This is a genomic window from Xanthomonas hortorum pv. cynarae, from assembly GCF_002939985.1.
In the GTDB taxonomy this organism is placed as follows: domain Bacteria; phylum Pseudomonadota; class Gammaproteobacteria; order Xanthomonadales; family Xanthomonadaceae; genus Xanthomonas; species Xanthomonas hortorum_D.
Genome location: NZ_MDFM01000001.1, coordinates 102,916 through 128,097, shown reverse-complemented (window position 1 = coordinate 128,097; position 25,182 = coordinate 102,916). Strand labels below are relative to the sequence as shown.

At 61.4% G+C, this 25,182-nt stretch carries 21 protein-coding genes and 5 tRNA genes; all 26 read right to left on the bottom strand.

Annotated features, from left to right (window positions below; genetic code table 11):
* Positions 1 to 9: 9 nt before the first annotated feature.
* Positions 10 to 309 carry a 50S ribosomal protein L23 gene (gene rplW, locus XcyCFBP4188_RS00635; protein ID WP_002811694.1) on the bottom strand — a complete coding sequence of 100 codons (300 nt, stop codon included), beginning with the start codon at positions 307 to 309 and terminating at the stop codon, positions 10 to 12.
* On the bottom strand, positions 306 to 911 hold the full coding sequence (gene rplD, locus XcyCFBP4188_RS00630) for a 50S ribosomal protein L4 (RefSeq protein ID WP_023902821.1): 606 nt from the start codon (positions 909 to 911) through the stop codon (positions 306 to 308). The genes rplW and rplD overlap by 4 nt, the downstream gene beginning before the upstream one ends.
* Positions 912 to 923: 12 nt before the next feature.
* Positions 924 to 1,574 carry a 50S ribosomal protein L3 gene (gene rplC / locus XcyCFBP4188_RS00625; RefSeq protein ID WP_006450633.1) on the bottom strand — a complete coding sequence of 217 codons (651 nt, stop codon included), beginning with the start codon at positions 1,572 to 1,574 and terminating at the stop codon, positions 924 to 926.
* Between the two features lie 11 nt (positions 1,575 to 1,585).
* On the bottom strand, positions 1,586 to 1,897 hold the full coding sequence (gene rpsJ / locus XcyCFBP4188_RS00620) for a 30S ribosomal protein S10 (RefSeq protein WP_003486723.1): 312 nt from the start codon (positions 1,895 to 1,897) through the stop codon (positions 1,586 to 1,588).
* A gap of 466 nt (positions 1,898 to 2,363) precedes the next feature.
* The gene (tuf, locus tag XcyCFBP4188_RS00615) at positions 2,364 to 3,554 is read right to left on the bottom strand and encodes an elongation factor Tu (RefSeq protein WP_104591485.1); all 1,191 of its coding nucleotides are present in this window, start codon (positions 3,552 to 3,554) and stop codon (positions 2,364 to 2,366) included.
* Between the two features lie 50 nt (positions 3,555 to 3,604).
* On the bottom strand, positions 3,605 to 5,722 hold the full coding sequence (gene fusA, locus XcyCFBP4188_RS00610; protein ID WP_006450630.1) for an elongation factor G: 2,118 nt from the start codon (positions 5,720 to 5,722) through the stop codon (positions 3,605 to 3,607).
* Positions 5,723 to 5,862: 140 nt separating this feature from the next.
* Complete coding sequence (gene rpsG, locus XcyCFBP4188_RS00605; RefSeq protein ID WP_006450629.1) at positions 5,863 to 6,330, bottom strand: 30S ribosomal protein S7; 468 nt, start codon at positions 6,328 to 6,330, stop codon at positions 5,863 to 5,865.
* 12 nt (positions 6,331 to 6,342) lie between these two features.
* The gene (rpsL, locus tag XcyCFBP4188_RS00600) at positions 6,343 to 6,717 is read right to left on the bottom strand and encodes a 30S ribosomal protein S12 (RefSeq protein WP_006450628.1); all 375 of its coding nucleotides are present in this window, start codon (positions 6,715 to 6,717) and stop codon (positions 6,343 to 6,345) included.
* A gap of 222 nt (positions 6,718 to 6,939) precedes the next feature.
* The gene (gene rpoC / locus XcyCFBP4188_RS00595; protein ID WP_006450627.1) at positions 6,940 to 11,157 is read right to left on the bottom strand and encodes a DNA-directed RNA polymerase subunit beta'; all 4,218 of its coding nucleotides are present in this window, start codon (positions 11,155 to 11,157) and stop codon (positions 6,940 to 6,942) included.
* Between the two features lie 100 nt (positions 11,158 to 11,257).
* On the bottom strand, positions 11,258 to 15,409 hold the full coding sequence (rpoB, locus tag XcyCFBP4188_RS00590; protein WP_006450626.1) for a DNA-directed RNA polymerase subunit beta: 4,152 nt from the start codon (positions 15,407 to 15,409) through the stop codon (positions 11,258 to 11,260).
* Between the two features lie 294 nt (positions 15,410 to 15,703).
* The gene (gene rplL, locus XcyCFBP4188_RS00585) at positions 15,704 to 16,069 is read right to left on the bottom strand and encodes a 50S ribosomal protein L7/L12 (RefSeq protein WP_006450625.1); all 366 of its coding nucleotides are present in this window, start codon (positions 16,067 to 16,069) and stop codon (positions 15,704 to 15,706) included.
* Between the two features lie 54 nt (positions 16,070 to 16,123).
* Entirely contained in the window at positions 16,124 to 16,657 is a 534-nt protein-coding gene (rplJ, locus tag XcyCFBP4188_RS00580; RefSeq protein WP_006450624.1) for a 50S ribosomal protein L10, read from the bottom strand.
* Between the two features lie 549 nt (positions 16,658 to 17,206).
* Entirely contained in the window at positions 17,207 to 17,905 is a 699-nt protein-coding gene (gene rplA / locus XcyCFBP4188_RS00575) for a 50S ribosomal protein L1 (RefSeq protein WP_006450622.1), read from the bottom strand.
* 3 nt (positions 17,906 to 17,908) lie between these two features.
* The gene (gene rplK / locus XcyCFBP4188_RS00570) at positions 17,909 to 18,337 is read right to left on the bottom strand and encodes a 50S ribosomal protein L11 (protein WP_006450621.1); all 429 of its coding nucleotides are present in this window, start codon (positions 18,335 to 18,337) and stop codon (positions 17,909 to 17,911) included.
* Positions 18,338 to 18,535: 198 nt separating this feature from the next.
* Positions 18,536 to 19,093, bottom strand: a complete 558-nt coding sequence (gene nusG, locus XcyCFBP4188_RS00565; RefSeq protein WP_043908886.1) for a transcription termination/antitermination protein NusG — start codon at positions 19,091 to 19,093, stop codon at positions 18,536 to 18,538.
* A 13-nt stretch (positions 19,094 to 19,106) separates the two neighbouring features.
* Positions 19,107 to 19,517, bottom strand: a complete 411-nt coding sequence (gene secE / locus XcyCFBP4188_RS00560; protein ID WP_006450619.1) for a preprotein translocase subunit SecE — start codon at positions 19,515 to 19,517, stop codon at positions 19,107 to 19,109.
* 49 nt (positions 19,518 to 19,566) lie between these two features.
* A tRNA-Trp gene (locus XcyCFBP4188_RS00555) sits at positions 19,567 to 19,642 on the bottom strand.
* 106 nt (positions 19,643 to 19,748) lie between these two features.
* Complete coding sequence (tuf, locus tag XcyCFBP4188_RS00550) at positions 19,749 to 20,939, bottom strand: elongation factor Tu (RefSeq protein ID WP_104591484.1); 1,191 nt, start codon at positions 20,937 to 20,939, stop codon at positions 19,749 to 19,751.
* 46 nt (positions 20,940 to 20,985) lie between these two features.
* Positions 20,986 to 21,061 (bottom strand) — tRNA-Thr (locus XcyCFBP4188_RS00545).
* Between the two features lie 33 nt (positions 21,062 to 21,094).
* Positions 21,095 to 21,168: transfer RNA gene (locus XcyCFBP4188_RS00540), tRNA-Gly, on the bottom strand.
* A 29-nt stretch (positions 21,169 to 21,197) separates the two neighbouring features.
* A tRNA-Tyr gene (locus XcyCFBP4188_RS00535) sits at positions 21,198 to 21,283 on the bottom strand.
* Between the two features lie 153 nt (positions 21,284 to 21,436).
* Positions 21,437 to 22,528, bottom strand: a complete 1,092-nt coding sequence (gene ychF, locus XcyCFBP4188_RS00530; RefSeq protein ID WP_104591483.1) for a redox-regulated ATPase YchF — start codon at positions 22,526 to 22,528, stop codon at positions 21,437 to 21,439.
* Positions 22,529 to 22,605: 77 nt separating this feature from the next.
* Entirely contained in the window at positions 22,606 to 23,184 is a 579-nt protein-coding gene (gene pth / locus XcyCFBP4188_RS00525) for an aminoacyl-tRNA hydrolase (RefSeq protein WP_006450616.1), read from the bottom strand.
* Between the two features lie 51 nt (positions 23,185 to 23,235).
* Positions 23,236 to 23,871 carry a 50S ribosomal protein L25/general stress protein Ctc gene (locus XcyCFBP4188_RS00520; protein ID WP_023902813.1) on the bottom strand — a complete coding sequence of 212 codons (636 nt, stop codon included), beginning with the start codon at positions 23,869 to 23,871 and terminating at the stop codon, positions 23,236 to 23,238.
* Between the two features lie 109 nt (positions 23,872 to 23,980).
* A complete protein-coding gene (locus XcyCFBP4188_RS00515) occupies positions 23,981 to 24,940 on the bottom strand; it encodes a ribose-phosphate diphosphokinase (RefSeq protein WP_006450614.1) in 960 nt (319 codons plus the stop codon).
* 163 nt (positions 24,941 to 25,103) lie between these two features.
* A tRNA-Gln gene (locus tag XcyCFBP4188_RS00510) sits at positions 25,104 to 25,180 on the bottom strand.
* Positions 25,181 to 25,182: the final 2 nt, after the last annotated feature.

Genomic DNA, 25,182 nt, shown 5'->3' with positions numbered 1-25,182 from the left:
GGATGGACCTCAGGCCTTAGCCGTTACGTCGATGGACTGACCATCAACCAGGCGGACGTACGCCTTGCGCCAATTGCCGCGGCTACCAGCACGGTTACGGAAGGACTTGCTCTTGCCCTTGACGTTGACCACGTTGACAGCTTTGACCTTGACGTCGAACAGCTGCTCAACCGCGGCCTTTACATCGGCTTTGGTGGCTTCGTTCGAAACTTCGAAGACATACTGGTTGGAGATTTCCTGCAGGCGCGCGGTCTTTTCAGAGACTCGCGGAGCACGCAGCACGCTGAAGATTTTTTCGTTGCTGCTCATGCCAGCCACTCCTCGATCTTCTTGACCGCATCGGCGGTGATCACGACCGTATCGGCCCCGACCAGAGCGACCGGATCCAGACCCTGCACATCACGCACCTGCACATACGGCAGATTGCGAGCGGACAGGTACAGGTGCTCGGAGGCTTCTTCGGTGACGATCAGCGGGCGCTTGCCCACATCCAGTCCCTTCAGCTTCTCGATCAGACCCTGGGTCTTGGTTGCTTCGACGTCGAACGCTTCGACGATCATCAGGCGACCCTGGCGATTAAGCTCAGAGAAGATCGCGCAGATGGCCGCACGGTACATCTTGCGGTTGACTTTCTGTTCGAAGCTGCGCGGCTTGGCCGCGAAGGTCACGCCGCCACCGACGAAGATCGGAGCCGTCAACGCGCCATGACGCGCACCGCCGCCCTTCTGCTTCTTCGACTTCTTGGTCGTGCCCGCAACTTCCGAACGCGTCTTCTGAGCCTTGGTACCAGCGCGGCCGGCATTGCGATAAGCGACGACGACCTGGTGAACCAGATCTTCGCTGAATTCGCGACCGAACACGGCATCGGAGACCGAGACCTTGTTGTTACTACCCGTGATAACGAGTTCCATCGTCATCTCTCCTTATGCCTTGCTCGCCGGACGGACGATCACGTCGCCACCAGCTGCGCCAGGCACGGCGCCGCGGATAGCAATCAGACCACGCTCGACGTCGACCTTGACCACTTCCAGGTTCTGCGTGCTTTGCTGCACGGCGCCCATGTGGCCCGACATCTTCTTACCCGGGAAAACACGACCCGGGGTCTGGCGCTGACCCAACGAACCCGGCGCGCGATGCGACAGCGAGTTACCGTGAGTTGCATCGCCCATACGGAAGTTGTAGCGCTTGATGGTGCCCTGGAAACCCTTACCCTTGGTGACGCCCTGGACGTCGACCTTCTGGCCGACCTCGAAGATGTCCGCCTTGATTTCGCCGCCAACGGCGAAATCGCCGAGCTGCGCATCTTCAACGCGGAATTCCCACAGGCCGCGACCCGCTTCCACCTTCGCTTTGGCGAAGTGACCAGCAGCCGGCTTGTTGACCAGTGCGGCGCGACGGGCACCAACGGTAATCTGCACTGCGCTGTAGCCGTCAGCTTCGACGGTCTTGATCTGCGCGATGCGGTTTGGAGTTGCTTCGATCAGCGTGACCGGTACCGAGCGGCCGTCTTCAGTAAAGACGCGGCTCATACCGGCCTTGCGGCCTACGAAGCCCAACGAATATTTCTTCGTCATGGTCGTAGTCCTCAGGTCAGCTTGATCTGGACGTCGACGCCAGCCGCGAGTTCGAGCTTCATCAGCGCGTCCACGGTCTTGTCGTTCGGGTCGACGATATCGAGCACACGCTTGTGCGTGCGGGTTTCGTATTGGTCACGCGCATCCTTGTCGGCATGCGGGGATACGAGGATGGTGTAACGTTCGATCTTGGTCGGCAACGGGATCGGGCCACGCACTTGCGCGCCGGTCCGCTTAGCCGTTTCGACGATCTCGCTGGCCGAACGGTCGATCAATCGATGATCGAACGCCTTCAACCGAATCCGGATCTTTTGTTCCGACATGACGGAAGCTTCCTTCGTTAAAAGAGCGACGGGCAAGGCCTCTGGGATACCTGCCCCGATATTCCTGCGTAGATGAAATCGCCATGCGTCCTGCCAGCGAGGGCATTTCCTCCGCCCAAAAACTGAGGCAGGCCGGTAAACCGGTCTGCCCAGACGGAAAAGTATAGTGCGCAACGAGAGCACCGTCAACAACACGTGAGTTGTTGAGTGCTCCATGCAACGCGACCTTCCCGGTCTGGCGAACACGAGCGGCGTCCTGCCGTTCTTTTCGCTGTAACTCTGCGCCCTACCCAGGGACACCGAGCCGTGCATTATAGCGAGCTGTTTTTACTGGCGCAAGCGCTCTACCCTGCGAATCGCATTGCACGCGCACATTTCCGCTCAACAAAAAAAGGCCGGCTTGCGCCGACCCCTTGCGTTGCTTACGTGCTGATCCGGCGACGAGGCGTCGCCGGATCGCAGGCACTTACTTGATGATCTTGGCAACCACGCCGGCGCCGACGGTACGGCCGCCTTCACGGATGGCGAAGCGCAGACCTTCGTCCATCGCGACCGGGTTGATCAGGGTCACGACCATCTTCACGTTGTCGCCCGGCATCACCATCTCCACGGCTTCCGGCAGCTGGCAAGCGCCAGTGATGTCGGTGGTGCGGAAGTAGAACTGCGGACGGTAGCCCTTGAAGAACGGGGTATGACGACCACCCTCATCCTTGGACAGCACATAGACTTCAGCTTCGAACTCGGTGTGCGGCTTGATCGAACCCGGCTTGCACAGCACCTGGCCGCGCTCCACGTCGTCACGCTTGGTGCCGCGCAGCAGCAGACCGGCGTTGTCGCCTGCCTGACCCTGGTCCAGCAACTTGCGGAACATTTCCACGCCGGTGACCGTGGTCTTCTGCGTGTCGCGGATACCGACGATTTCGATTTCGTCGCCGACCTTGATGATGCCGCGCTCGATACGACCGGTCACCACGGTGCCACGACCCGAGATCGAGAACACGTCTTCGACCGGCATCAGGAACGGACGGTCGACGTCGCGGGTCGGCTCCGGGATGAAGGTGTCGAGGGCTTCGACCAGGCGCAGGATCGCCGGCACGCCGATGTCGCTCTGATCGCCTTCCAGCGCCAGACGGGCCGAACCATGAATGATCGGGGTGTCGTCGCCCGGGAACTCGTACTTGCTCAGGAGTTCACGCACTTCCATCTCGACCAGCTCAAGCAGCTCGGCGTCGTCGACCATGTCGGCCTTGTTCAGGAACACGACGATGTGCGGCACACCGACCTGACGCGAGAGCAGGATGTGCTCACGGGTCTGCGGCATCGGGCCGTCAGCAGCCGAACACACCAGGATCGCGCCGTCCATCTGCGCAGCACCGGTGATCATGTTCTTGACGTAGTCGGCGTGGCCGGGGCAATCGACGTGCGCGTAGTGACGGTTCTCGGATTCGTACTCGACGTGTGCTGTCGAGATCGTGATGCCGCGCGCCTTCTCTTCCGGCGCCGCGTCGATCGCGTCGTACGCCTTGAACTCGCCGCCGAAACGCTCGGCACCGATCTTGGTCAGCGCGGCGGTCAACGTGGTCTTGCCATGGTCGACGTGACCGATGGTGCCGACGTTCACGTGCGGCTTCTTGCGCTCAAATTTAGCTTTTGCCATGACTCACTAACCTCTAATTGGAAAATTTTGTTTGAAGCGGCTGAGCGAACTCAGCCCTTCTTGGTGACAGCGTCGGCGATGTTGGTCGGCGCTTCTTCGTAATGGTCGAATTCCATCGAGAACGTTGCGCGACCCTGGCTCATCGAGCGCAGCGAAGTCGCGTAACCGAACATCTCACCCAGCGGAATCATCGCATTGATGATCTTGCCCGACGGGCTGTCGTCCTGACCCTGCAACACGCCACGACGGCGGCTCACGTCGCCCATCACGTCACCCAGGTAATCCTCCGGGCTGACGATCTCGACCTTCATGATCGGCTCAAGCAACACCGGGCTGGCTTTCGCAAAGCCCTGCTTGAACGCCATAGACGCGGCCAGCTTGAACGCCATTTCCGAGGAGTCGACGTCATGGTACGAGCCGAACACCAGCTTGACCTTGACACCCACCACCGGGAAGCCGGCGATCGGACCACTGGTGATCGTTTCGCGCAGACCCTTTTCGACCGAGGGGATGAATTCCTTCGGAATGATGCCGCCGGTGATGTCGTTGATGAAGAGGAAATCGTCTTTGACGTTATCGTTCTTGCGATCTTCTTCGGTCATCGGCGACAGCTCGATCACCACGTGACCGTACTGACCCTTACCACCGGACTGCTTGGCATGCTTGTAGTCGGACTTGACGTCGGTCTTGCGGATCGTTTCGCGATACGCAACCTGCGGCTTGCCAACGTTGGCCTCGACATTGAACTCGCGACGCATGCGGTCGACGATGATGTCCAGGTGCAACTCGCCCATGCCGGAGATGATGGTCTGGCCGGATTCTTCGTCGGTCTTGACGCGGAACGAGGGATCTTCCTGCGCCAGACGACCCAGGGCCGTACCCATCTTTTCCTGGTCCGACTTGGTCTTCGGCTCCACCGCCATCGAGATCACCGGCTCCGGGAAAATCATGCGCTCCAGGGTGATGATCTTGTCCTGCGCACACAGCGTATCGCCGGTGGTGACGTCCTTCAGACCCACGGCTGCGGCGATGTCACCCGCGCGCACTTCCTTGATCTCTTCGCGATTGTTGGAATGCATCTGCAGGATGCGGCCCACGCGCTCTTTCTTCGACTTGACCGGGTTATAGACCTGGTCGCCGGAGTTCAGCGTGCCCGAATAGACACGGAAGAACGTCAGCGAGCCCACGAACGGGTCGGTCATGATCTTGAACGCCAACGCCGAGAACGGCGCGGTATCGGTCGCCGGACGGGTGTCTTCCTTCTCGTCTTCGTCGATGCCCTGGACCGGCGGACGGTCGGCCGGCGACGGCAACAGGTGCACGACGCCGTCGAGCATGGCCTGCACGCCCTTGTTCTTGAACGCCGAGCCACAGAACACCGGCACGATCTCGACCTTCAGGGTGCGCTCGCGCAGACCCACCAGGATCTCTTCTTCGGTCAGGTCGCCTTCGTTGAGGTACTTGTCCATCAGGTCTTCGCTGGCTTCTGCAGCCGCTTCAACCATGAACGAACGCGCCTCGGTCGCAATCTCGACCAGATCGGCCGGGATGTCACCGTATTCGAAGGTGGTGCCCTGCGAGGCAACATCCCAATGGATCGCCTTCATCTTCAGCAGGTCGACCACGCCCTCGAAACCGTCTTCAGCACCGATCGGCACCTGCATCGGCACGGCGTAGGCTCCCAGACGGGCCTTCAGCTGCTCGACGACCTTGTCGAAGTTGGCACCGGTACGGTCCATCTTGTTGACGAAGGCCATACGCGGCACGGAATACTTGTTGGCCTGGCGCCACACGGTCTCGGACTGCGGCTGCACGCCACCCACGGCGCACAGCACGAACACCGCACCGTCGAGCACGCGCAAGGAGCGCTCCACTTCGATGGTGAAGTCGACGTGCCCGGGGGTATCGATGATGTTGAGGCGATGCTGCGGCATGGACTTGTCCATACCCGACCAGAACGCGGTGGTGGCAGCGGAGGTGATGGTGATACCACGCTCCTGCTCCTGCTCCATCCAGTCCATCACCGCGGCGCCGTCATGGACTTCGCCGATCTTGTGACTGACGCCGGTGTAAAACAGGATGCGCTCGGAGGTGGTGGTCTTGCCGGCATCGATGTGAGCCATGATGCCGAAGTTGCGGTAACGCTCGATAGGGGTGGTGCGGGCCACGGGGAGCCTCTCAATTTCTTGGATTTCGGATGGCCGAACGCCGCCTTTCGGCGGCCTTCGGATTTAGATGCGACGCCAATCGCGCGTCGCAAACAGCACTCAGATGGTGCTGAAGGGCCCCGTTACCAAGGCCCACGAGGTCACCAGCGGTAGTGTGCGAACGCCTTGTTCGCCTCCGCCATACGGTGCGTCTCTTCGCGCTTCTTGATCGCGCCGCCACGGCTTTCCGAGGCGTCCAGCAGTTCTGCAGCCAGCTTGCGCGGCATGGTGTTCTCGCCACGCTTGCGCGCGGAATCGATCAACCAGCGCATTGCCAGCGCCGTGCGACGGGAGGAGCGCACTTCGACGGGCACCTGATAGGTAGCACCACCGACGCGACGCGATTTAACTTCGACAGCCGGGGCCACGTTGTCCAGTGCTTTTTGCACCAGCTCGACGGCATTCGGATTCTTTTCGCCAATGACGTCCATCGCGCCATAGACAATTTTCTCAGCAACCGACTTCTTGCCACTTTGCATCACCATATTGATGAAGCGGGCAATGGTTTCGCTGCCATGCTTTGGATCAGGCAGGACGGTGCGCTGCGGAGTAGAACCTTTACGGGACATTGGAGTATTTCCTTAGCTCTTCGGGCGCTTGGCGCCGTACTTGGAACGACCTTGACGGCGCTTTGCGACGCCGGCGGCGTCCAGCGAACCACGGACGGTGTGATAACGCACACCGGGAAGATCCTTGACGCGGCCACCGCGAATCAGGACCACGGAGTGCTCCTGCAGGTTGTGGCCTTCACCACCGATGTAGCTGATGATCTCTTCCTGGTTCGTCAGGCGCACTTTGGCAACCTTACGCAGGGCCGAGTTCGGCTTCTTCGGGGTAGTGGTGTAGACGCGTGTGCAGACGCCGCGGCGCTGCGGACACTTGTCCAGTGCCGGGGAGGCACTCTTGTAGGTGGTCGCTTGCCGAGGCTTGCGGACCAGCTGATTGATCGTCGTCATCAGTTGATTCTTCTGATTGAGAGGCCGAGACGGCCTTGCACGAAAACAAAGGCAGGCCGAAAAACGGCCCGCCGAGACAGGGAAGTATAGCTGGCAGGACGAAACTCCGTCAACTTCACGGAAATCTAACCCTGCTGGCCCATCCAAAGGCCGGAAAACGGAGGGCCTCCTGCCCTCCTTTTCGCTTGGCTTACGGCGATCTTGCGACCGCCGTCGGAGCGCTTACTCCTCGTCCGCGCCAGCGTCGGCCACCGTGGCGACCGGTTCGGCCACTGCCGGCTTGCCCGACAGCGTTTCCATTTCCGAGTCGGTCAGACCCGAAGACTTGCGGCGTCCGGCATGGTAGGCCAGACCGGTACCGGCCGGGATCAGACGACCCACGATCACGTTTTCCTTCAGACCGCGCAGGTTGTCGCGGGTACCGCGCACGGCAGCCTCGGTCAACACGCGGGTGGTCTCCTGGAACGAAGCCGCCGAGATGAACGACTCGGTGGCCAGCGAGGCCTTGGTGATACCCAGCAGCACCGGATCGTACTTGGCCGGCAATTCGTTGCGCTTGACCAAGCGGACATTTTCCTCGATGACGCGCTGGCGCTCGACCTGCTCGCCGTTGAGGAATTTGCTGGTGCCCTGATCGGTGATCTCGACCTTACGCAGCATCTGGCGAGTGATCACCTCGATGTGCTTATCGTTGATCTTCACGCCCTGCAGGCGATACACGTCCTGGATTTCCTTGACCAGATACGCGGCCAGCGGCTCGACACCCAGGAGACGCAGGATGTCCTGCGGGCTCGGCTCGCCGTCCACCACGGTCTCGCCCTTGGTCACGTGCTCGCCTTCGAACACGATGATCTGGCGGTACTTCGGGATCAGCTCTTCGTGTTCCGAACCATCGGTGTCCTTGATGATCAGACGCTGCTTGCCCTTGGTGTCCTTGCCGAAGCTGATGATGCCCGAACGCTCGGCCAGGATCGCCGGATCCTTCGGCTTGCGGGCTTCGAACAGATCGGCAACGCGCGGCAGACCACCGGTGATGTCGCGGGTCTTGGACGCTTCCTGCGGGATCTTGGCGACCACGTCGCCCACGCCGACGGCGGCGCCGTCCTGCAGGTTGACGATGGAGCGCGGCGGCAACAGGTACTGGGCCGGCAGATCCGTGTTCGGGATCGTCAGATCATTGCCCTTGCCATCGACGATGCGCACGATCGGACGCAGTTCCTTGGCATGTGCACCGCGACGCTTCGGGTCGGTGATTTCGCGCGACGCCAGACCGGTCAGTTCGTCGGTCTTCTCGATGACGGTGACGCCGTCGACGAAGTCGATGAAGCGAATGAAACCGGCCACTTCCGACACGATCGGGTGGTTATGCGGATCCCAGTTGGCAACGCCCTGCCCGGCCTTGACCGCATCGCCGTCTTTGGCGGTGATGGTGGCGCCGTAAGGCAGCTTGTAACGCTCGCGCTCGCGGCCATGGCCATCGAGCACTGACAGTTCACCCGAACGCGAGACCGCAACCAGTGCGCCGCTGGCGTGCGCCACCGACTTGAGGTTGTTGAACTTCACCGAACCGGTGGTCTTGACGGTGATGTTGTCCACCGCAGCCGCACGCGAAGCCGCACCACCGATGTGGAACGTACGCATGGTCAGCTGGGTACCCGGCTCACCGATGGACTGTGCGGCAATGACACCGACCGCTTCACCGATGTTGACCTGGTGACCACGTGCAAGATCGCGACCGTAGCAACGTGCGCACACGCCGAACGAGGACTCGCAGCTGATGGTCGAACGCACCTTCACCGACTGCACGCTGGCCTCTTCCAACTTGGCAACCCAGGCTTCGTCGAGCAGCGTGTTGCGGGTGACGATCGGTTCTTCGTCGTTGCCCGGCAGGTACACGTCCTCGGCCACCACACGGCCCAGCACGCGCTCCTTCAACGGCTCGACCACATCGCCGCCTTCCACGATCGGGGTCATGATCAACCCTTCGGTGGTGCCGCAGTCGACTTCGGTGATGACCACGTCCTGCGCCACGTCGACCAGACGACGGGTCAGGTAACCCGAGTTCGCGGTCTTCAGCGCGGTATCGGCCAGACCCTTACGGGCACCGTGGGTGGAGTTGAAGTACTCCTGCACGTTCAGGCCTTCGCGGAAGTTCGCCTTGATCGGCGTCTCGATGATCGAGCCGTCCGGACGCGCCATCAGGCCGCGCATACCGGCCAGCTGACGGATCTGCGCCTGGCTACCACGCGCACCGGAGTCGGCCATGATGTACAGTGAGTTCATCGACTTCTGGTCGATGGTTTCGCCCTTGGCATTTTCGACCTTCTCGGTACCGATGGTGTCCATCATCGCCTTGGCGATGCGCTCGCTGGTGCGCGACCAGATGTCCACGACCTTGTTGTAACGCTCGCCGGCGGTGACCAGACCGGACTGGTACTGCTCCTGGATTTCCAGCACTTCGGCTTCTGCCTCGGTGAGGATGCCCTTCTTCTCGTCCGGGATCAGCATGTCGTCGATGCCGATCGACACGCCTGCGCGGGTGGCGTAAGCATAGCCGGTGTACATCAGCTTGTCGGCGAACACGACGGTGTCCTTCAAGCCCAGCAGACGGTAGCTGGAGTTGATCAGACGCGAGATGTTCTTCTTGGTCATCTCGGTGTTGGCCAGCTGGAACGGCAGGCCTTCGGGCAGGATTTCGCTCAACAGCGCACGACCGACCGTGGTATCCACGATCGAGGTACCGCTGGTGCGCTTGCCATCGACGGCATCGACGTCCACCTGGGTGATACGGACCTTGACCTTTGCGTGCAGTTCCACCACGCGGTTGTCGTAGGCGCGCTTCACTTCGCTGGTGTTGGCGAACACCATGCCCTCGCCCTTCTTGTTCTCCAGCGCGCGGCTCATGTAGTACAAGCCCAACACCACGTCCTGCGACGGCACGATGATCGGCTCGCCGTTGGCCGGCGACAGGATGTTGTTGGTGGACATCATCAGCGCACGCGCTTCCAGCTGGGCTTCCAGCGAGAGCGGCACGTGGACGGCCATCTGGTCACCGTCGAAGTCGGCGTTGAAGGCGGTACACACCAGCGGATGCAGCTGAATGGCCTTGCCTTCGATCAACACCGGCTCGAACGCCTGGATGCCCAGACGGTGCAGGGTCGGCGCGCGGTTCAACAGCACCGGATGCTCGCGGATCACTTCTTCCAGGATGTCCCAGACTTCGGCTTCTTCGCGCTCGACCAGCTTCTTGGCGGCCTTGATGGTGGTGGCCAGGCCGCGACGCTGCAGCTTGGCGAACACGAACGGCTTGAACAGCTCCAGCGCCATCTTCTTCGGCAGGCCGCACTGGTGCAGCTTGAGGTACGGACCGACGGTGATGACCGAACGACCGGAGTAGTCCACGCGCTTGCCGAGCAGGTTCTGACGGAACCGGCCCTGCTTGCCCTTGATCATGTCGGCCAGCGACTTCAGAGGACGCTTGTTGGTGCCGGTGATGGCACGGCCGCGACGGCCGTTGTCCAGCAGCGCATCGACCGATTCCTGCAGCATGCGCTTTTCGTTGCGCACGATGATGTCCGGCGCATTGAGCTCGAGCAGACGACGCAGACGGTTGTTGCGGTTGATCACGCGGCGGTACAGATCGTTCAGATCCGAGGTCGCGAAGCGGCCACCATCCAGCGGCACCAGCGGACGCAGGTCCGGCGGCAGCACCGGCAGCACGGTCATGACCATCCACTCCGGACGGTTGCCCGATTCCAGGAAGGCTTCGATCAGCTTGATGCGCTTGGTCAGACGCTTGAGCTTGGTTTCCGAACCGGTGCTGGCGATTTCTTCGCGCAGACGGGTCATTTCGGACTGCAGCTCGATCGTGCGCAGCAGTTCGTACACGGCCTCGGCGCCCATGGCGGCGTCGAAGTCGTCGTTGTACTCCTGGCGTGCGGTCAGGTACTGCTCTTCGGTCAGCAGCTGGCGGCGCTCGAGCGGGGTCAGGCCCGGCTCGGTGACCACGTAGGCTTCGAAGTACAGCACGCGCTCGATGTCGCGCAGGGTCATGTCCAGCATCAAACCGATGCGCGAGGGCAGCGACTTGAGGAACCAGATATGCGCGACCGGCGACGCCAGATCGATGTGACCCATGCGCTCACGACGCACCTTGGCAAGGGTGACTTCGGTGCCGCACTTTTCGCAGACCACGCCACGGTGCTTCATGCGCTTGTACTTGCCGCACAGGCATTCGTAGTCCTTGATCGGACCAAAGATGGCAGCGCAGAACAGGCCGTCACGCTCGGGCTTGAAGGTGCGGTAGTTGATGGTTTCGGGCTTCTTCACTTCGCCGTAGGACCACGAACGGATCAGGTCAGGCGAGGCCAGCGCGATCTTGATCGCGTCGAAATCCAGCGTCTGGCGCTGTTGATTGAAGAGGTTGAGCAGGTCTTTCATTGGATATCTCCGGGTCGGAGGAATTTCGTATCTGAGATGAAACCGAGGGCATTACGTTCCGGATCCAGGCACCGCATTACGGCGCCTGGATCCAGCTCGATTACTCTTCCAGTTCCATGTTGATCGCCAGCGAGCGGATTTCCTTCACCAACACGTTGAAGGATTCCGGCATGCCCGCGACCATCTCGTGCTCACCATCGACGATGTTCTTGTACATCTGGTTGCGGCCCTGCACGTCGTCGGACTTCACCGTCAGCATTTCCTGCAGGGTGTAGGCCGCGCCGTAGGCTTCCAGCGCCCAGACTTCCATCTCACCGAAGCGCTGACCACCGAACTGGGCCTTGCCGCCCAGCGGCTGCTGGGTGACGAGCGAGTACGGGCCAGTCGAACGTGCATGCATCTTGTCGTCGACCAAGTGGTTCAACTTCAGGTAATGCATGTAGCCGACCGTGGTCTTGCGATCGAACGCTTCGCCGGTACGACCGTCGTACAACTGGGTCTGACCGCTCTGCGGCAGTTCGGCCAGTTCCAGCATGCGCTTGATTTCCGCTTCGCTGGCGCCGTCGAACACCGGGGTGGCCATCGGCACGCCATCGATCAGGTTCTTGCCCAGGTTGAGCAATTCCTCATCGCTGAACTGCGACAGATCCACGCGCTGTGCATTGATCGCGCTGTCGTGGTTGTAGATGTCGTCCAGGAACTTGCGCAGCTCGCTGACTGCGGCCTGGGCTTCCAGCATGCGCTGGATCTTGCGACCCAGGCCCTTGGCGGCCCAGCCCAGATGCACTTCCAGAATCTGGCCGATGTTCATACGCGACGGCACGCCGAGCGGGTTCAGCACGATGTCGACCGGCTCGCCGGTGGCCATGTACGGCATGTCCTCGACGGGCACGACGTTGGAGACCACACCCTTGTTGCCGTGGCGGCCTGCCATCTTGTCGCCCGGCTGGATGCGGCGCTTCACTGCCAGGAACACCTTGACCATCTTCAGCACGCCCGGTGCGAGGTCGTCGCCCTGAGTGATCTTGCCGCGCTTGTCGGCAAAGCGTGCTTCGAATTCCTTCTCGTGCGCCTGGATCTGCTTCTGCGCACGTTCGATGGCATCGGCTGCGTCTTCGTCCTTCATGCGCAGCTGGAACCAATCGGACTTCTTCAGCCCGTCCAGGTACGCGTCGGTGACGTTGTCGCCCTTCTTCAGATTCGGACCGCCGTTGGCGACCTTGCCCACGATCTGCGAGCGCAGACGTGCGTAGATGGCCGCTTCCAGAATACGGAACTGGTCGTCGAAGTCCTTCTTGACGCGCTTGATTTCGGACTCTTCGATCTGACGCGCACGCTTGTCCTTCTCGATGCCGTCGCGGGTGAAGACCTGCACGTCGATGACGGTGCCGTCCATGCCCGGGGGCACGCGCAGCGAGCTGTCCTTCACGTCGGACGCCTTCTCACCGAAGATCGCACGCAGCAGCTTTTCTTCCGGAGTCAGCTGGCTTTCGCCCTTCGGCGTGACCTTGCCGACCATGATGTCGCCGGCGCGCACTTCCGCACCGATGTACACCACGCCGCTTTCGTCCAGACGGTTCAGGGCCTGCTCGGACACGTTCGGGATGTCGGCGGAAATTTCCTCCGGCCCCAGCTTGGTGTCGCGCGCAACGCAGGTCAGTTCTTCGATGTGGATCGTGGTGTAACGATCCTCTTCCACCACGCGCTCGGAGAGCAGGATGGAGTCTTCGAAGTTGTAGCCGTTCCACGGCATGAACGCGATCAGCATGTTCTGACCCAGCGCCAGCTCACCGATGTCGGTGGACGGGCCATCGGCCAGCACGTCGCCGCGCGCGATCACGTCGCCCACATTCACCAGCGGACGCTGGTTGATGCAGGTGTTCTGGTTGGAGCGGGTGTACTTGATCAGGTTATAGATATCCACGCCGGCATCGGTGCCGCCGCCAATTTCTGCCTCGTTGACCTTGACCACGATACGGGCTGCGTCGATCTGCTCGATCACGCCACCACGCAACGCATTCACGGTCACGCCCGAGTCGCGCGCAACCGCACGCTCGATACCGGTACCGACCAGCGGCTTTTGCGAACGCAGCGTCGGCACGGCCTGGCGCTGCATGTTGGCGCCCATCAGTGCGCGGTTGGCGTCATCGTGCTCCAGGAACGGCACCAGCGCCGCGGCGACCGACACGGTCTGCATCGGCGAGACGTCCATGAAGTGCACTTCGGCCGGCGGCTTCAGCAGCGACTCGCCCTGGAACCGGCACGGCACGAACTGCTCAGTGAGCATGTTCTTGGCATCAGTCAGCGCGTTCGCCTGGGCGATCACGTACTCGTTTTCTTCGATCGCCGACAGATACTCGACGTCGTCGGACACCTTGCCGTCCAGCACCTTACGGTACGGGGTTTCAAGGAAGCCGTACTGGTTGGTGCGGGCGAACACGGCCAGCGAGTTGATCAGGCCGATGTTCGGGCCTTCCGGCGTTTCGATGGTGCAGACGCGGCCGTAATGGGTCGGATGCACGTCGCGCACTTCGAAGCCGGCGCGCTCGCGGGTCAGGCCGCCCGGGCCCAGTGCGGAGACGCGACGCTTGTGCGTCACTTCCGACAGCGGGTTGTTCTGATCCATGAACTGCGACAACTGCGAGGAGCCGAAGAATTCCTTGATCGCAGCAGCCACCGGCTTGGCGTTGATCAGTTCCTGCGGGGTCAGACCTTCGGATTCGGCCATCGACAACCGCTCCTTGACCGCGCGCTCGACGCGGACCAGGCCCACGCGGAACACGTTCTCGGCCATTTCGCCGACCGAACGCACGCGACGGTTGCCCAGGTGATCGATGTCATCGACCACGCCGCGACCGTTGCGGATCTCGGTGAGCACCTTGAGCACTTCCAGGATGTCGGAGGTGTCGGTGTGCTCGGCGACCAGGCGCTTGGACTCTTCGTCGTTACGCTCGGCAAAGTACTTCTTGTCGTACAGCACCGACTCGCCAAGAACTTCCTTGCGGCCGACGCGACGGTTGAACTTCATCCGGCCGACCGTGGACAGGTCGTAGCGCTCGAAAGTGAAGAACAGGTTGTGGAACAGGTTCTGTGCGGCTTCCTTGGTCGGCGGCTCGCCCGGACGCATCATGCGGTAGATCTCGACCAGCGCTTCCAGCTGGGTCTTGGTCGGATCGATACGCAGGGTGTTGGACAGGTACGGACCACGATCCAGATCGTTCACCCACAGGGTGCCGACCGCATCGACGCCGGCCTTGCGGAACGCAGCCAGTTGGTCTTCGGTGATCTCGTCATTGGCATTGGCCAGCAGTTCGCCAGTAGAGCTATCGACCACGTCGTGCGACAGGATGCGCGTGACCAGATAATCGTCCGGCACGGCCAGCGCGGCGACGCCGGCGGCTTCGAGCTGCTTGACGTGACGCGCGGTGATGCGCTTGCCGGCTTCCACGATGACCTTGTCGCCATCGGCCAGGTCGAAGTTCAGCGTTTCGCCACGCAGACGCTCCGGCACCAGCTCCAGCTGCACGCCTTCGTCCGGATTGATGTGGAAGGTGTTGATCTCGAAGAACTCGGCCAACATCTCTTCGTTGTTGTAGCCAAGCGCACGCAGCAGGATCGACACCGGCAGCTTGCGACGACGGTCGATACGGGTGAACAGCGCATCCTTCGGGTCGAACTCGAAGTCCAGCCAGGAGCCGCGGTACGGAATGATGCGGGCGCTGTAGAGCAGCTTGCCCGAGCTGTGGGTCTTGCCACGGTCGTGATCGAAGAACACACCCGGCGAACGGTGCAGCTGCGAGACGATCACGCGCTCGGTGCCGTTGACGATGAAGGTACCGTTGTCGGTCATCAGCGGGATTTCGCCCAGATAGACCTCCTGCTCCTTCACGTACTTGATGGCCTTGGTCGACGACTCGCGGTCGTAGATCACCAGGCGCACGGTCACGCGCAGCGGCGCGCCGTAGCTCATGCCACGCTGACGGCATTCACGCTCGTCAAATACCGGCTGACCCAGTTTGTAACCGACGTATTCCAACGCGGCGTTGCCGCTGTAGCTGGAAATCGGGAACACCGACTTCAGCGCTGCGTGCAGACCGAGGTCCTTGCGCTTGTTCTGCTCCACGTCTTCCTGCAGGAATTCGCGGTAGGAGTCCACCTGGATCGCAAGCAGGAACGGCACTTCGAGAATCGAGCGCTGCTTACCGAAATCCTTGCGGATACGCTTTTTTTCGGTGAACGAATAAGACGTCATGAGGTCTTCCACCCTAGGTTGCGGGGGCAGCGTCGCCGCGGCCCTGAAATAACAAAATTGTCAGTTGGAAGTCGCTGGTATTGCCGGCACCAGCACGCCTTCTCTTGCTACTTCCAACTACCAACTCGGTGAAGCGGAGATTGGGATGACCAGATTGGGGATGGCGAAGATTGCCTTCGAATCCCGAATGCCGACTCTCAAATCCCGGCTTTCCATCAACGGCCAAAGGCCGGGAGCTTTACGCTCCCAGCCTTCAGTGCATCACCCTGAAACGCTGGCGATGCAAGATGCTGCTTACTTGACTTCGACGGTCGCGCCGGCTTCGGTCAGTTCCTTCTTGATCTTCTCGGCTTCGTCCTTGGTTGCGCCTTCCTTCAGGATGCCACCGGCTTCGGTCAGATCCTTGGCTTCCTTCAGACCCAGGCCGGTCACGGCGCGGACGGCCTTGATGACGCCGACCTTGTTGGCGCCGCAGCTGACCAACACCACGTTGAACTCGGTCTGCTCTTCAACCACGGCAGCCGGGCCAGCTGCAGCAGCAGCGACCGGAGCGGCGGCGGAGACGCCGAACTTCTCTTCGATGGCCTTGACCAGCTCCATCACTTCCATCAGGGACTTCTCGGCGATGGCTTCGACGATCTGTTCGTTGGTAAGGGACATTGTGATTACCTTTAAATAATTTTCTGGATTGGGGTTCTAGCAGACGCTAGGACATCAAGCTTCGGCAGTCTCGGCGACCGGCGCGGCGGCTTCATCGCCACCACCCTGCTTGTCGCCAACGGCCTTGACGGCACGGGCGAACATGGCAGCCGGTTCGGACAGCACGCGGGCCAGCATGGCCAGGGCCTGATTGCGGGTCGGCAGCGATGCCAACACGTCGACGTGACCAGCCGGGAACAGTTCCCCGCCGATGGACACGACCTTGGCCTGCAACTTGTCGTTGCCCTTGGCGAATTCCTTGATCAGGCGACCGGCAGCGCCGGGCTCCTCCATCGAAAACGCATACAGCAAAGGACCGACCAGCTTGTCAGCGACGACAGCGAAATCAGTACCTTCAACGGCGCGCGCGGCCAGGGTGTTCTTGACAACTTTCAAGAACACCCCGGTTTCGCGGGCCTGCTTGCGCATCGCGGTCATCTGGGAGACCGTGATGCCAGCGTATTCGGCGGCGATCAAGGAGTGGGCCTTGGCGGCGATGTCTGCCAGCTCGGCGACTACTTCTTGCTTCTGAGACAGATTGAGAGCCATTGCACTCCTCCGTTAAAGCCGGGATTCGGGATTAGCGATTCGGGATTGGTCAGAGCTGATGAAGCCGCTTCTGCCAATCCCCAATGCCGAATCTCCAATCCCCGCTTCAAACTACTCCGCTCGCGGCTCCTGCCGGTTGCGGTCCAGGGCAGCCTCCATCCTGGAAGCCGGGAACATCGACCGATGTTCCTTTGGTGGCCTTTCTAGACCTGGAGTGGGCTCGATCCGGGATGTCCCAGACGCGCGTAAACCAGAAAGCTCCAGAAGGGCGACACCATCTACGCCGGCCGGCTCATACGAACCTGATTAAGCGACCCCGCTGCATCGACGGCGACTCCTTGCCAATGTGAGCATCCCTGCCCGTCGTCGATCTGCGCTGACCGCGCCTGCGGTCTTTGACGGCTACCGCCGGACATGCCGGCGATCGCCTTCAAAATGTCCGTTACCCCAAAGGAGGGAACGGACTCCCAGCACACGGTGACCCGGGCCGGAAAAACAATGCTGTACTCCATCGACGGGTCAGGCCCATGACAGGCCTGACCCATCAACTCACTTCAGCGCAAGGCTGGACTGATCAACCGTGACGCCAGGACCCATCGTCGAGCTGACCGACACCTTCTGCAGGTAGGTCCCCTTGGAGGTAGCCGGCTTGGCCTTGATCAGGTCCAGCAGCAGCGCCTGCAGGTTCGACTTCAGCGCTTCGTCATCGAAGCTGGCCTTGCCGATGGTGCAGTGGATGATGCCGGCCTTGTCGGTGCGGTAGCGCACCTGACCCGACTTGGCATTCTTGACGGCTTCACCCGGGTTGGCCGACACGGTGCCGACCTTGGGGTTCGGCATCAGGCCGCGCGGGCCCAACAGCGTGCCGAGCTTACCGACGACGCGCATTGCGTCCGGGGTGGCGATGACCACGTCGTAGCTCAGATCGCCGGCCTGCATCTTCTCTGCCAGGTCGTCCATGCCCACTGCCTCGGCGCCTGCAGCCAGGGCTTCGTCAGCCTTGGCGCCGGCCGGTGCGAACACTGCAACGCGCACGCTCTTGCCGGTACCGGCCGGCAGCACGGTGGAACCGCGCACCTGCTGGTCGGACTTCTTGGCGTCCACGCCCAGGCGCACAGCAACGTCGATCGACTCGACGAACTTGGCCTTGGTCACGGTCTTCAAGATCTTGATTGCGTCATCGAAGGCATAGGTCTTGCCCGGAACGACAGCGGCCGCAATGGCCTTAACTCGCTTGCTCTGTGCCATGTCTTAGCCCTCCACCGTCAAACCCATGCTGCGGGCAGAACCCGCAATCGTACGCACTGCCGCTTCCAGCTCGGCCGCCGTCAAATCGGCTTCCTTGACCTTGGCGATCTCTTCCAGCTGCTTGCGCGTCACCTTGCCCACCTTGTCGGTGTTGGGGCGCTTGGAGCCGGAGGTCACGCCTGCAGCCTTCTTAAGCAGCACGCTGGCCGGGGTGCTCTTGGTGACGAACGTGAAGGTACGGTCGGAATACGCGGTGATGATCACCGGCGTCGGCAGACCCGACTCCAGCTTGGAAGTCGCTGCATTGAACGCCTTGCAGAACTCCATGATGTTCAGACCGCGCTGACCCAGCGCAGGGCCCACCGGCGGCGCAGGGTTGGCCTGACCGGCCTTGACCTGCAACTTGATATACGAAAGTATTTTCTTAGCCATTTCGACACTCTCCGGGTGCTAGCGCCTTGACGACAGGCTCCCCATCGGACCGGGAAATCACGTGTCCCGGCTTCACGTTTCTGGTAACACGCAGATGGCTGCCATAAGGCAGCCATTATTTCCCGGCGGTTCGCCAGGTGAGCGAGCCGCGAACTATAGCAGCAATTGTTGCGAGTGCCTAGGCAGCACCCGACTGGGTCAGCCCTTCTCGACCTGACCGAACTCGAGCTCGACCGGCGTGGAGCGACCAAAGATGAGTACGGCAACCCGCAGCCGGCTCTTCTCGTAATTGACTTCTTCAACAACGCCATTGAAGTCGTTGAACGGGCCATCGGTGACGCGCACCATCTGACCCGGCTCGAACAACACCTTCGGACGCGGCTTCTCGACACCATCCTGCACACGCTGCAGGATTGCATCCGCCTCTTCGTCGCGAATCGGCAACGGGCGGTCGGCCGTGCCACCAATGAAACCCATCACCTTGGAAGTTTCCTTCACCAAGTGCCAGCTTTCATTGTCGATACGCGGGATACCGGCTTCTTCGTGCGTCTCGATCTGCACCAGCACATAGCCGGGGAAGAACTTGCGCTCGGACCGACGCTTCTGGCCGGCGCGCATCTCGATGACTTCTTCGGTCGGCACCAGCACGTCACCGAAACGCTCTTCCATCTCGGCACGCACGATGCGGTCGCGCAAGGCTTGAGCGACAGATTTTTCAAAGCCTGAATAGGCGTGAACGACATACCAACGCTTCACTGCTTGATTCTCCTTAACGAGCCAGGAACCACTGCGTGAGCTTCTGGATGACGAAATCGAAGCCGCCCAACAGCAAACTCAGAATGATTACAACAACAATCACGACCCAGGTAGTACGGATGGCTTCCTGGCGCGTCGGCCAGACCACCTTGCGCAACTCGAACCTGGATTCGGACATGAATTCACGGGTTTCACGGCCTTTGCCGGTCCCCAGAAACACAAACGCACCCGCCGCCAACCCAACGATCACAGCCAGCGCGCGCAATTGCGGCGTCCAGGCTCCAAACTGGGTTGCACGTTCAGGCGCAGAAAACCAGAACCACACAAACAACCCCGCAATCACCAGGAGCGCGGAGAGGACGTATTTCACGATATCAGCGCTTGCAGCAGACGCGCTTTTGGAAGGCTCGATTTTGCTATTCATCCGACTCTAGTTACCGATCTGACCCGAATTACTGGGCCGGAAAGAGGAGTGGCACGCCAGGAGGGACTCGAACCCCCAACCTGCGGTTTTGGAGACCGCTGCTCTGCCAATTGAGCTACTGGCGTATGTACTCGTTTACCGCAAACCCTAAGACAACGAAGGCGGACCGAGGTTCAGCCGGCCCGCCATTCGCTTGAATCCAGCCGCCGCGAGGCGACTGGATGCAGGCACTTACTTGATGATCTTGGCAACCACGCCGGCGCCGACGGTACGGCCGCCTTCACGGATGGCGAAGCGCAGACCTTCGTCCATCGCGACCGGGTTGATCAGGGTCACGACCATCTTCACGTTGTCGCCCGGCATCACCATCTCCACGGCTTCCGGCAGCTGGCAAGCGCCAGTGATGTCGGTGGTGCGGAAGTAGAACTGCGGACGGTAGCCCTTGAAGAACGGGGTATGACGGCCACCCTCATCCTTGGACAGCACGTAGACTTCGGCTTCGAACTCGGTGTGCGGCTTGATCGAACCCGGCTTGCACAGCACCTGGCCGCGCTCCACGTCGTCACGCTTGGTGCCGCGCAGCAGCAGACCGGCGTTGTCGCCTGCCTGACCCTGGTCCAGCAACTTGCGGAACATTTCAACGCCGGTGACCGTGGTCTTCTGCGTGTCGCGGATACCGACGATTTCGATTTCGTCGCCGACCTTGATGATGCCGCGCTCGATACGACCGGTCACCACGGTGCCACGACCCGAGATCGAGAACACGTCTTCGACCGGCATCAGGAACGGACGGTCGACGTCGCGGGTCGGATCCGGGATGAAGGTGTCGAGGGCTTCGACCAGCTTCAGGATCGCCGGCACACCGATGTCGCCCTGATCGCCTTCCAGCGCCAGACGGGCCGAACCGTGGATGATCGGGGTGTCGTCGCCCGGGAAGTCGTACTTGCTCAGGAGCTCACGCACTTCCATCTCGACCAGCTCAAGCAGCTCGGCGTCGTCGACCATGTCGGCCTTGTTCAGGAACACGACGATGTGCGGCACACCGACCTGACGCGAGAGCAGGATGTGCTCACGGGTCTGCGGCATCGGGCCGTCGGCGGCCGAACACACCAGGATCGCGCCATCCATCTGCGCAGCACCTGTGATCATGTTCTTGACGTAGTCGGCGTGGCCGGGGCAATCGACGTGCGCGTAATGGCGCACTGCGGACTCATATTCAACGTGCGCGGTCGAGATCGTGATACCACGCGCCTTCTCTTCCGGCGCTGCGTCGATCGCGTCGTACGCCTTGAACTCGCCACCGAAACGCTCGGCACCGATCTTGGTCAGCGCAGCGGTCAACGTGGTCTTGCCATGGTCGACGTGACCGATGGTGCCGACGTTAACGTGCAGCTTTTCGCGAAGAAATTTAGCTTTTGCCATGGGTGCGTGTCTCGGTAATCGTTTGGAGTTGAAGACGATTGAGTAATGGTGCTCACGAAAGGAATCGAACCTTCGACCTCCTCCTTACCAAGGAGGTGCTCTACCGACTGAGCTACGTGAGCGAGTTTTGCATTATGCCATGCATTTACGTTCAATGGAGCGGGAGACGGGAATCGAACCCGCACCATCAGCTTGGAAGGCTGAGGTTCTACCGTTGAACTACTCCCGCACCGGGAACTGCAAGACACAACATGAAACTGGTGGAGGGAGGTGGATTCGAACCACCGAAGGCGTAAGCCAGCAGATTTACAGTCTGCCCCCGTTGGCCGCTTGGGTATCCCTCCAGCTTTTACTACCGGACCGGGGCGCGATAAAGCGATTCGGTTCGGGGTGAAGCAGCCCGCTATTTTGTTGTGGGAGACAAGCAGTGTCAACAAAAATTTCGCGCTATTTGTCACGTCTGAATGTGCGCAGCCATGCCGGCCGCACGCACCCGCTCAGACGTTGAAGCGGAAGTGCAGCACATCGCCTTCCTTGACGCGATATTCCTTGCCTTCCAGCCGCAGACGACCGGCATCGCGCGCGCCGGTTTCGCCGCGGTACTTGATGAAGTCGTCGAAACCGATCGTCTCGGCGCGGATGAAGCCCTTCTCGAAATCGGTGTGGATCACCGCTGCGGCCTGCGGCGCAGTGGAGCCGGCCTTGACCGTCCACGCACGCACTTCCTTGACGCCTGCGGTGAAGTAGGTCTGCAGGCCAAGCAGCTTGTAGGCCGCGCGAATGACGCGATTCAAGCCCGGCTCGGTCAGGCCCAGGTCAGCCAGGAAGGTGTCGCGATCTTCGTCGTCGAGCTGCGACAGCTCTTCCTCGATCGCTGCCGAGACCGGCACCACTTCGGCACCTTCGGTCACTGCATGCGCACGCACCGCATCCAGGTGCGGGTTGTTCTCGAAACCGTCTTCGAGCACGTTGGCGATGTACATCACCGGCTTGAGCGTGAGCAGGAACAGATCGCGCACCAGCGCTTTTTCTTCCTCGTCCAGACCGACTGAGCGGCCGGCCTTGCCGTCGGCCAGCGCGGCCTGCAACTTGGCCAGCACCGGCTTGCGTGCCGCTGCATCCTTGTCGCCGCCCTTGGCACTGCGCTCGGCACGGTTGAGCGCCTTTTCCACGCTATCCAGATCGGCCAATGCCAGCTCGGTATCGATGGTTTCGATATCGGCGATCGGGTCGACCTTGTTGTTCACGTGGATGACGTCGTCGTTCTCGAAGCAACGCACCACGTGAGTGATCGCATCGACTTCGCGGATGTGGGCCAGGAACTTGTTGCCCAGCCCTTCGCCGCTGGCCGCACCCGCGACCAGGCCGGCGATATCGACGAACTCGACCGCGGTCGGGATCAGCTTTTGCGGCTTGACGATCTCAGCCAGCTGGTTCAGCCGCAGATCCGGCACCGGCACGATGCCGACGTTCGGCTCGATGGTGCAGAACGGGAAATTGGCCGCAGCGATGCCGGCCTTGGTCAGCGCGTTGAACAGGGTCGACTTGCCGACGTTGGGCAGGCCGACGATGCCGCATTTGATACCCATGGGTTTTCCAGTGAATGGAGAATCGGGAATCGAGAATGGCAAGAGCAGCGCTCCTCCCATTCCCGATTCCCCATTCTCTATTTTTCCGTATGCAGGCGCTTCATCGCCTCGTTGAAATTACCTTCCACTGCCAGCGGCAGCACATCGATGGCGGCGTCCACTGCCGCACCGATCGCCGCATCGTCGTCGCGCCCTGCCCGTCCCAGCACCCATGGCACCACGCGATCCTTGTGACCGGGATGACCAATGCCGACACGCAAGCGGTGAAATTTGCCGTGCCCCAGCAGGCGGATGGTATCGCGCAGACCGTTCTGGCCGCCGTGGCCACCATCGAACTTGAGCCGCGCAGTGCCCGGCGCCAGATCCAGTTCGTCGTGTGCAACGAGCAGCTGTTCCGGCTCGATCTTCCAGAACCGCAACGCGGCGGTGATCGATTTGCCGCTGAGATTCATGAAGGTGGCCGGCTTGAGCAGCCAGACCGGATGCCCGGCGATCTCGACCTTGGCGGTCTCGCCGAACAACTTGGCATCCAGCCCCCAGCGCGCGCCATGGCGCTCGACGAGGGCATCGACGAAACGAAACCCGGCGTTGTGCCGGGTTTGCGCGTGTTCCGGACCGGGATTCCCGAGTCCCACAATCAGGCGGAGTGCAGACATGCCAGTCACCGCAGCCGATCCCCCGCGCAGTGCGAGGGATCGGCCGACGGATTACTTGGTCTCGGCGCCTTCGCTACCTTCTTCACCGGCAGCGTCTTCTTCTTCGATGCGCACGTGCTTGGCAGCAACCACCGCCACGTCGTGCTCCTTGCCCAGCTTCAGCTCCGGAATTTCCACACCGGCCGGCAGCTTGATCTCGGACAGATGGATCACGTTGCCAACTTCCAGGGCACCGAGGTCCACTTCGATGAACTCCGGCAGATCCTTCGGCAGGCAGACGACCTGAACTTCGTTCAGTTCGTGCGTCACGACCACTTCGCTGGACTTACCGGCCGGCGAGGTTGCTTCGTTGACGAAGTGCAGCGGCACAGCGGCGCTGAGCTTCTCGTTGGCGCTGACGCGCTGGAAGTCGATGTGGATGATCAGCTGCTTGAACGGATGGCGCTGCATGTCACGCAGCAGGACCTGCTGCACGTCGCCATTGAGGTTCAGGTCGAGGATCGACGAGTAGAACCACTCGTTTTGCTGGGCAAGCCAGATCTGCTCGTGGTTGAGCTGGATGCTGACCGGCTCGAGTTCGCCACCGTAGACGATGGCCGGAATGACGCCAGCGTGACGTAGGCGGCGGCTCGCACCCTTCCCCTCGTTCGCGCGGCGCTCGACCTTGATTTCGTGTGTCTTTGCCATTGGATTTACTACCTGGTTTGGAATATCGCCTCGCGGCGATGAAGCGTCTCACCCGCGACCAGGTGAGACGTGGTGCAGGCACCCGGAGAACCGGGCACCGAATGAAAAATCAGTCGACGTAGAGCGAGCTGACCGACTCGCCGAAGGCGATGCGGCGAATGGTCTCGGCCAGCAGTTCGGCCACGCTCAGCTGACGAATCTTGGCGCAGGTGCGCGCGGCTTCGTTCAACGGAATCGTGTCGGTGACCACCAGCTCGTCGAGCTGCGAATTGTTGATGTTGTCCACCGCCGGGCCGGACAGCACCGGGTGGGTGATGTAGGCCACGACCTTGAGCGCGCCGCGCTGCTTCAGCGCTGCAGCGGCTGCACACAAAGTGCCGGCGGTATCGACCAGATCGTCGACCAGCACACAGGTCTTGCCCTGCACGTCGCCGATGATGTTCATCACCGTGGCGACATTGGCGCGCGGACGGCGCTTGTCGATGATGGCCAGGTCCGCATCGTCCAGACGCTTGGCGACGGCGCGCGCGCGCACCACACCGCCCACGTCCGGCGAGACCACGATCAGGTTATCGGTGCCGTAGGCGCGCCAGATGTCGGCCAGCAGCAGCGGCGAGGCGTAGACGTTGTCGACCGGCACATCGAAAAAGCCCTGGATCTGGTCGGCATGCAGATCGACCGTCAACACGCGGTCGGCCTCCATCGCGCAGATCATCTTGGCGGCGACCTTGGCGGTGATCGGCACGCGCGAGGAACGCATGCGGCGGTCCTGGCGCGAGTAACCGAAGTACGGAATCACCGCAGTCACCGACGCGGCGCTGGCGCGCTTGAGCGCGTCGATCAGCACCAGCAGCTCCATCAGGTTTTCGGCGCTTGGCGCGCAGGTCGGCTGGATGACGAACACTTCCTGCCGGCGCACGCTCTCTTCGATTTCGACCTGTACTTCGCCATCGGAAAAGCGCGTGACCAGCGCCTTGCCCATGCGAACGCCAAGCTCCTTGCAGATGCTCTTGGCAAGCGGCTTGTTGGCATTGCCGGAGAACACCAGCAGATTACGTTGGTCTTGCATGAGATCTCTCGGGCGGCGGCAAAGAGCGGGTGGGTCGATGGTGGAGCGGAATAAAGCCGAACCAATGCCAGGCTTTGCTTTTCTTTCAATCCCCGCACATGGATGTGCGGGCTGTTGCAGAGGGACCTGCGTCTACGACTGTTGCAGAGGGACCTGCATAAAATGGCAGGGGCGGTAGGATTCGAACCTACGAATGCCAGGATCAAAACCTGGTGCCTTGGGCCTCTTGGCGACGCCCCTGC

Coding starts and splice junctions, on each gene's coding strand:
- rplW (WP_002811694.1), bottom strand. CDS start 309: ATGAGCAGCAACGAAAAAATCTTCAGCGTGCTGCGTGCTCCGCGAGTC.
- rplD (WP_023902821.1), bottom strand. CDS start 911: ATGGAACTCGTTATCACGGGTAGTAACAACAAGGTCTCGGTCTCCGAT.
- rplC (WP_006450633.1), bottom strand. CDS start 1,574: ATGACGAAGAAATATTCGTTGGGCTTCGTAGGCCGCAAGGCCGGTATG.
- rpsJ (WP_003486723.1), bottom strand. CDS start 1,897: ATGTCGGAACAAAAGATCCGGATTCGGTTGAAGGCGTTCGATCATCGA.
- tuf (WP_104591485.1), bottom strand. CDS start 3,554: ATGGCAAAAGCTAAATTTGAGCGCAAGAAGCCGCACGTGAACGTCGGC.
- rpsG (WP_006450629.1), bottom strand. CDS start 6,330: ATGTCCCGTAAAGGTTCTACTCCGCAGCGCACCGTCCTGCCTGATCCA.
- rpsL (WP_006450628.1), bottom strand. CDS start 6,717: ATGACGACGATCAATCAGCTGGTCCGCAAGCCTCGGCAAGCGACCACC.
- rpoC (WP_006450627.1), bottom strand. CDS start 11,157: ATGAAAGACCTGCTCAACCTCTTCAATCAACAGCGCCAGACGCTGGAT.
- rpoB (WP_006450626.1), bottom strand. CDS start 15,409: ATGACGTCTTATTCGTTCACCGAAAAAAAGCGTATCCGCAAGGATTTC.
- rplL (WP_006450625.1), bottom strand. CDS start 16,069: ATGTCCCTTACCAACGAACAGATCGTCGAAGCCATCGCCGAGAAGTCC.
- rplJ (WP_006450624.1), bottom strand. CDS start 16,657: ATGGCTCTCAATCTGTCTCAGAAGCAAGAAGTAGTCGCCGAGCTGGCA.
- rplA (WP_006450622.1), bottom strand. CDS start 17,905: ATGGCACAGAGCAAGCGAGTTAAGGCCATTGCGGCCGCTGTCGTTCCG.
- rplK (WP_006450621.1), bottom strand. CDS start 18,337: ATGGCTAAGAAAATACTTTCGTATATCAAGTTGCAGGTCAAGGCCGGT.
- secE (WP_006450619.1), bottom strand. CDS start 19,517: ATGAATAGCAAAATCGAGCCTTCCAAAAGCGCGTCTGCTGCAAGCGCT.
- tuf (WP_104591484.1), bottom strand. CDS start 20,939: ATGGCAAAAGCTAAATTTCTTCGCGAAAAGCTGCACGTTAACGTCGGC.
- ychF (WP_104591483.1), bottom strand. CDS start 22,528: ATGGGTATCAAATGCGGCATCGTCGGCCTGCCCAACGTCGGCAAGTCG.
- pth (WP_006450616.1), bottom strand. CDS start 23,184: ATGTCTGCACTCCGCCTGATTGTGGGACTCGGGAATCCCGGTCCGGAA.
- XcyCFBP4188_RS00520 (WP_023902813.1), bottom strand. CDS start 23,871: ATGGCAAAGACACACGAAATCAAGGTCGAGCGCCGCGCGAACGAGGGG.
- XcyCFBP4188_RS00515 (WP_006450614.1), bottom strand. CDS start 24,940: ATGCAAGACCAACGTAATCTGCTGGTGTTCTCCGGCAATGCCAACAAG.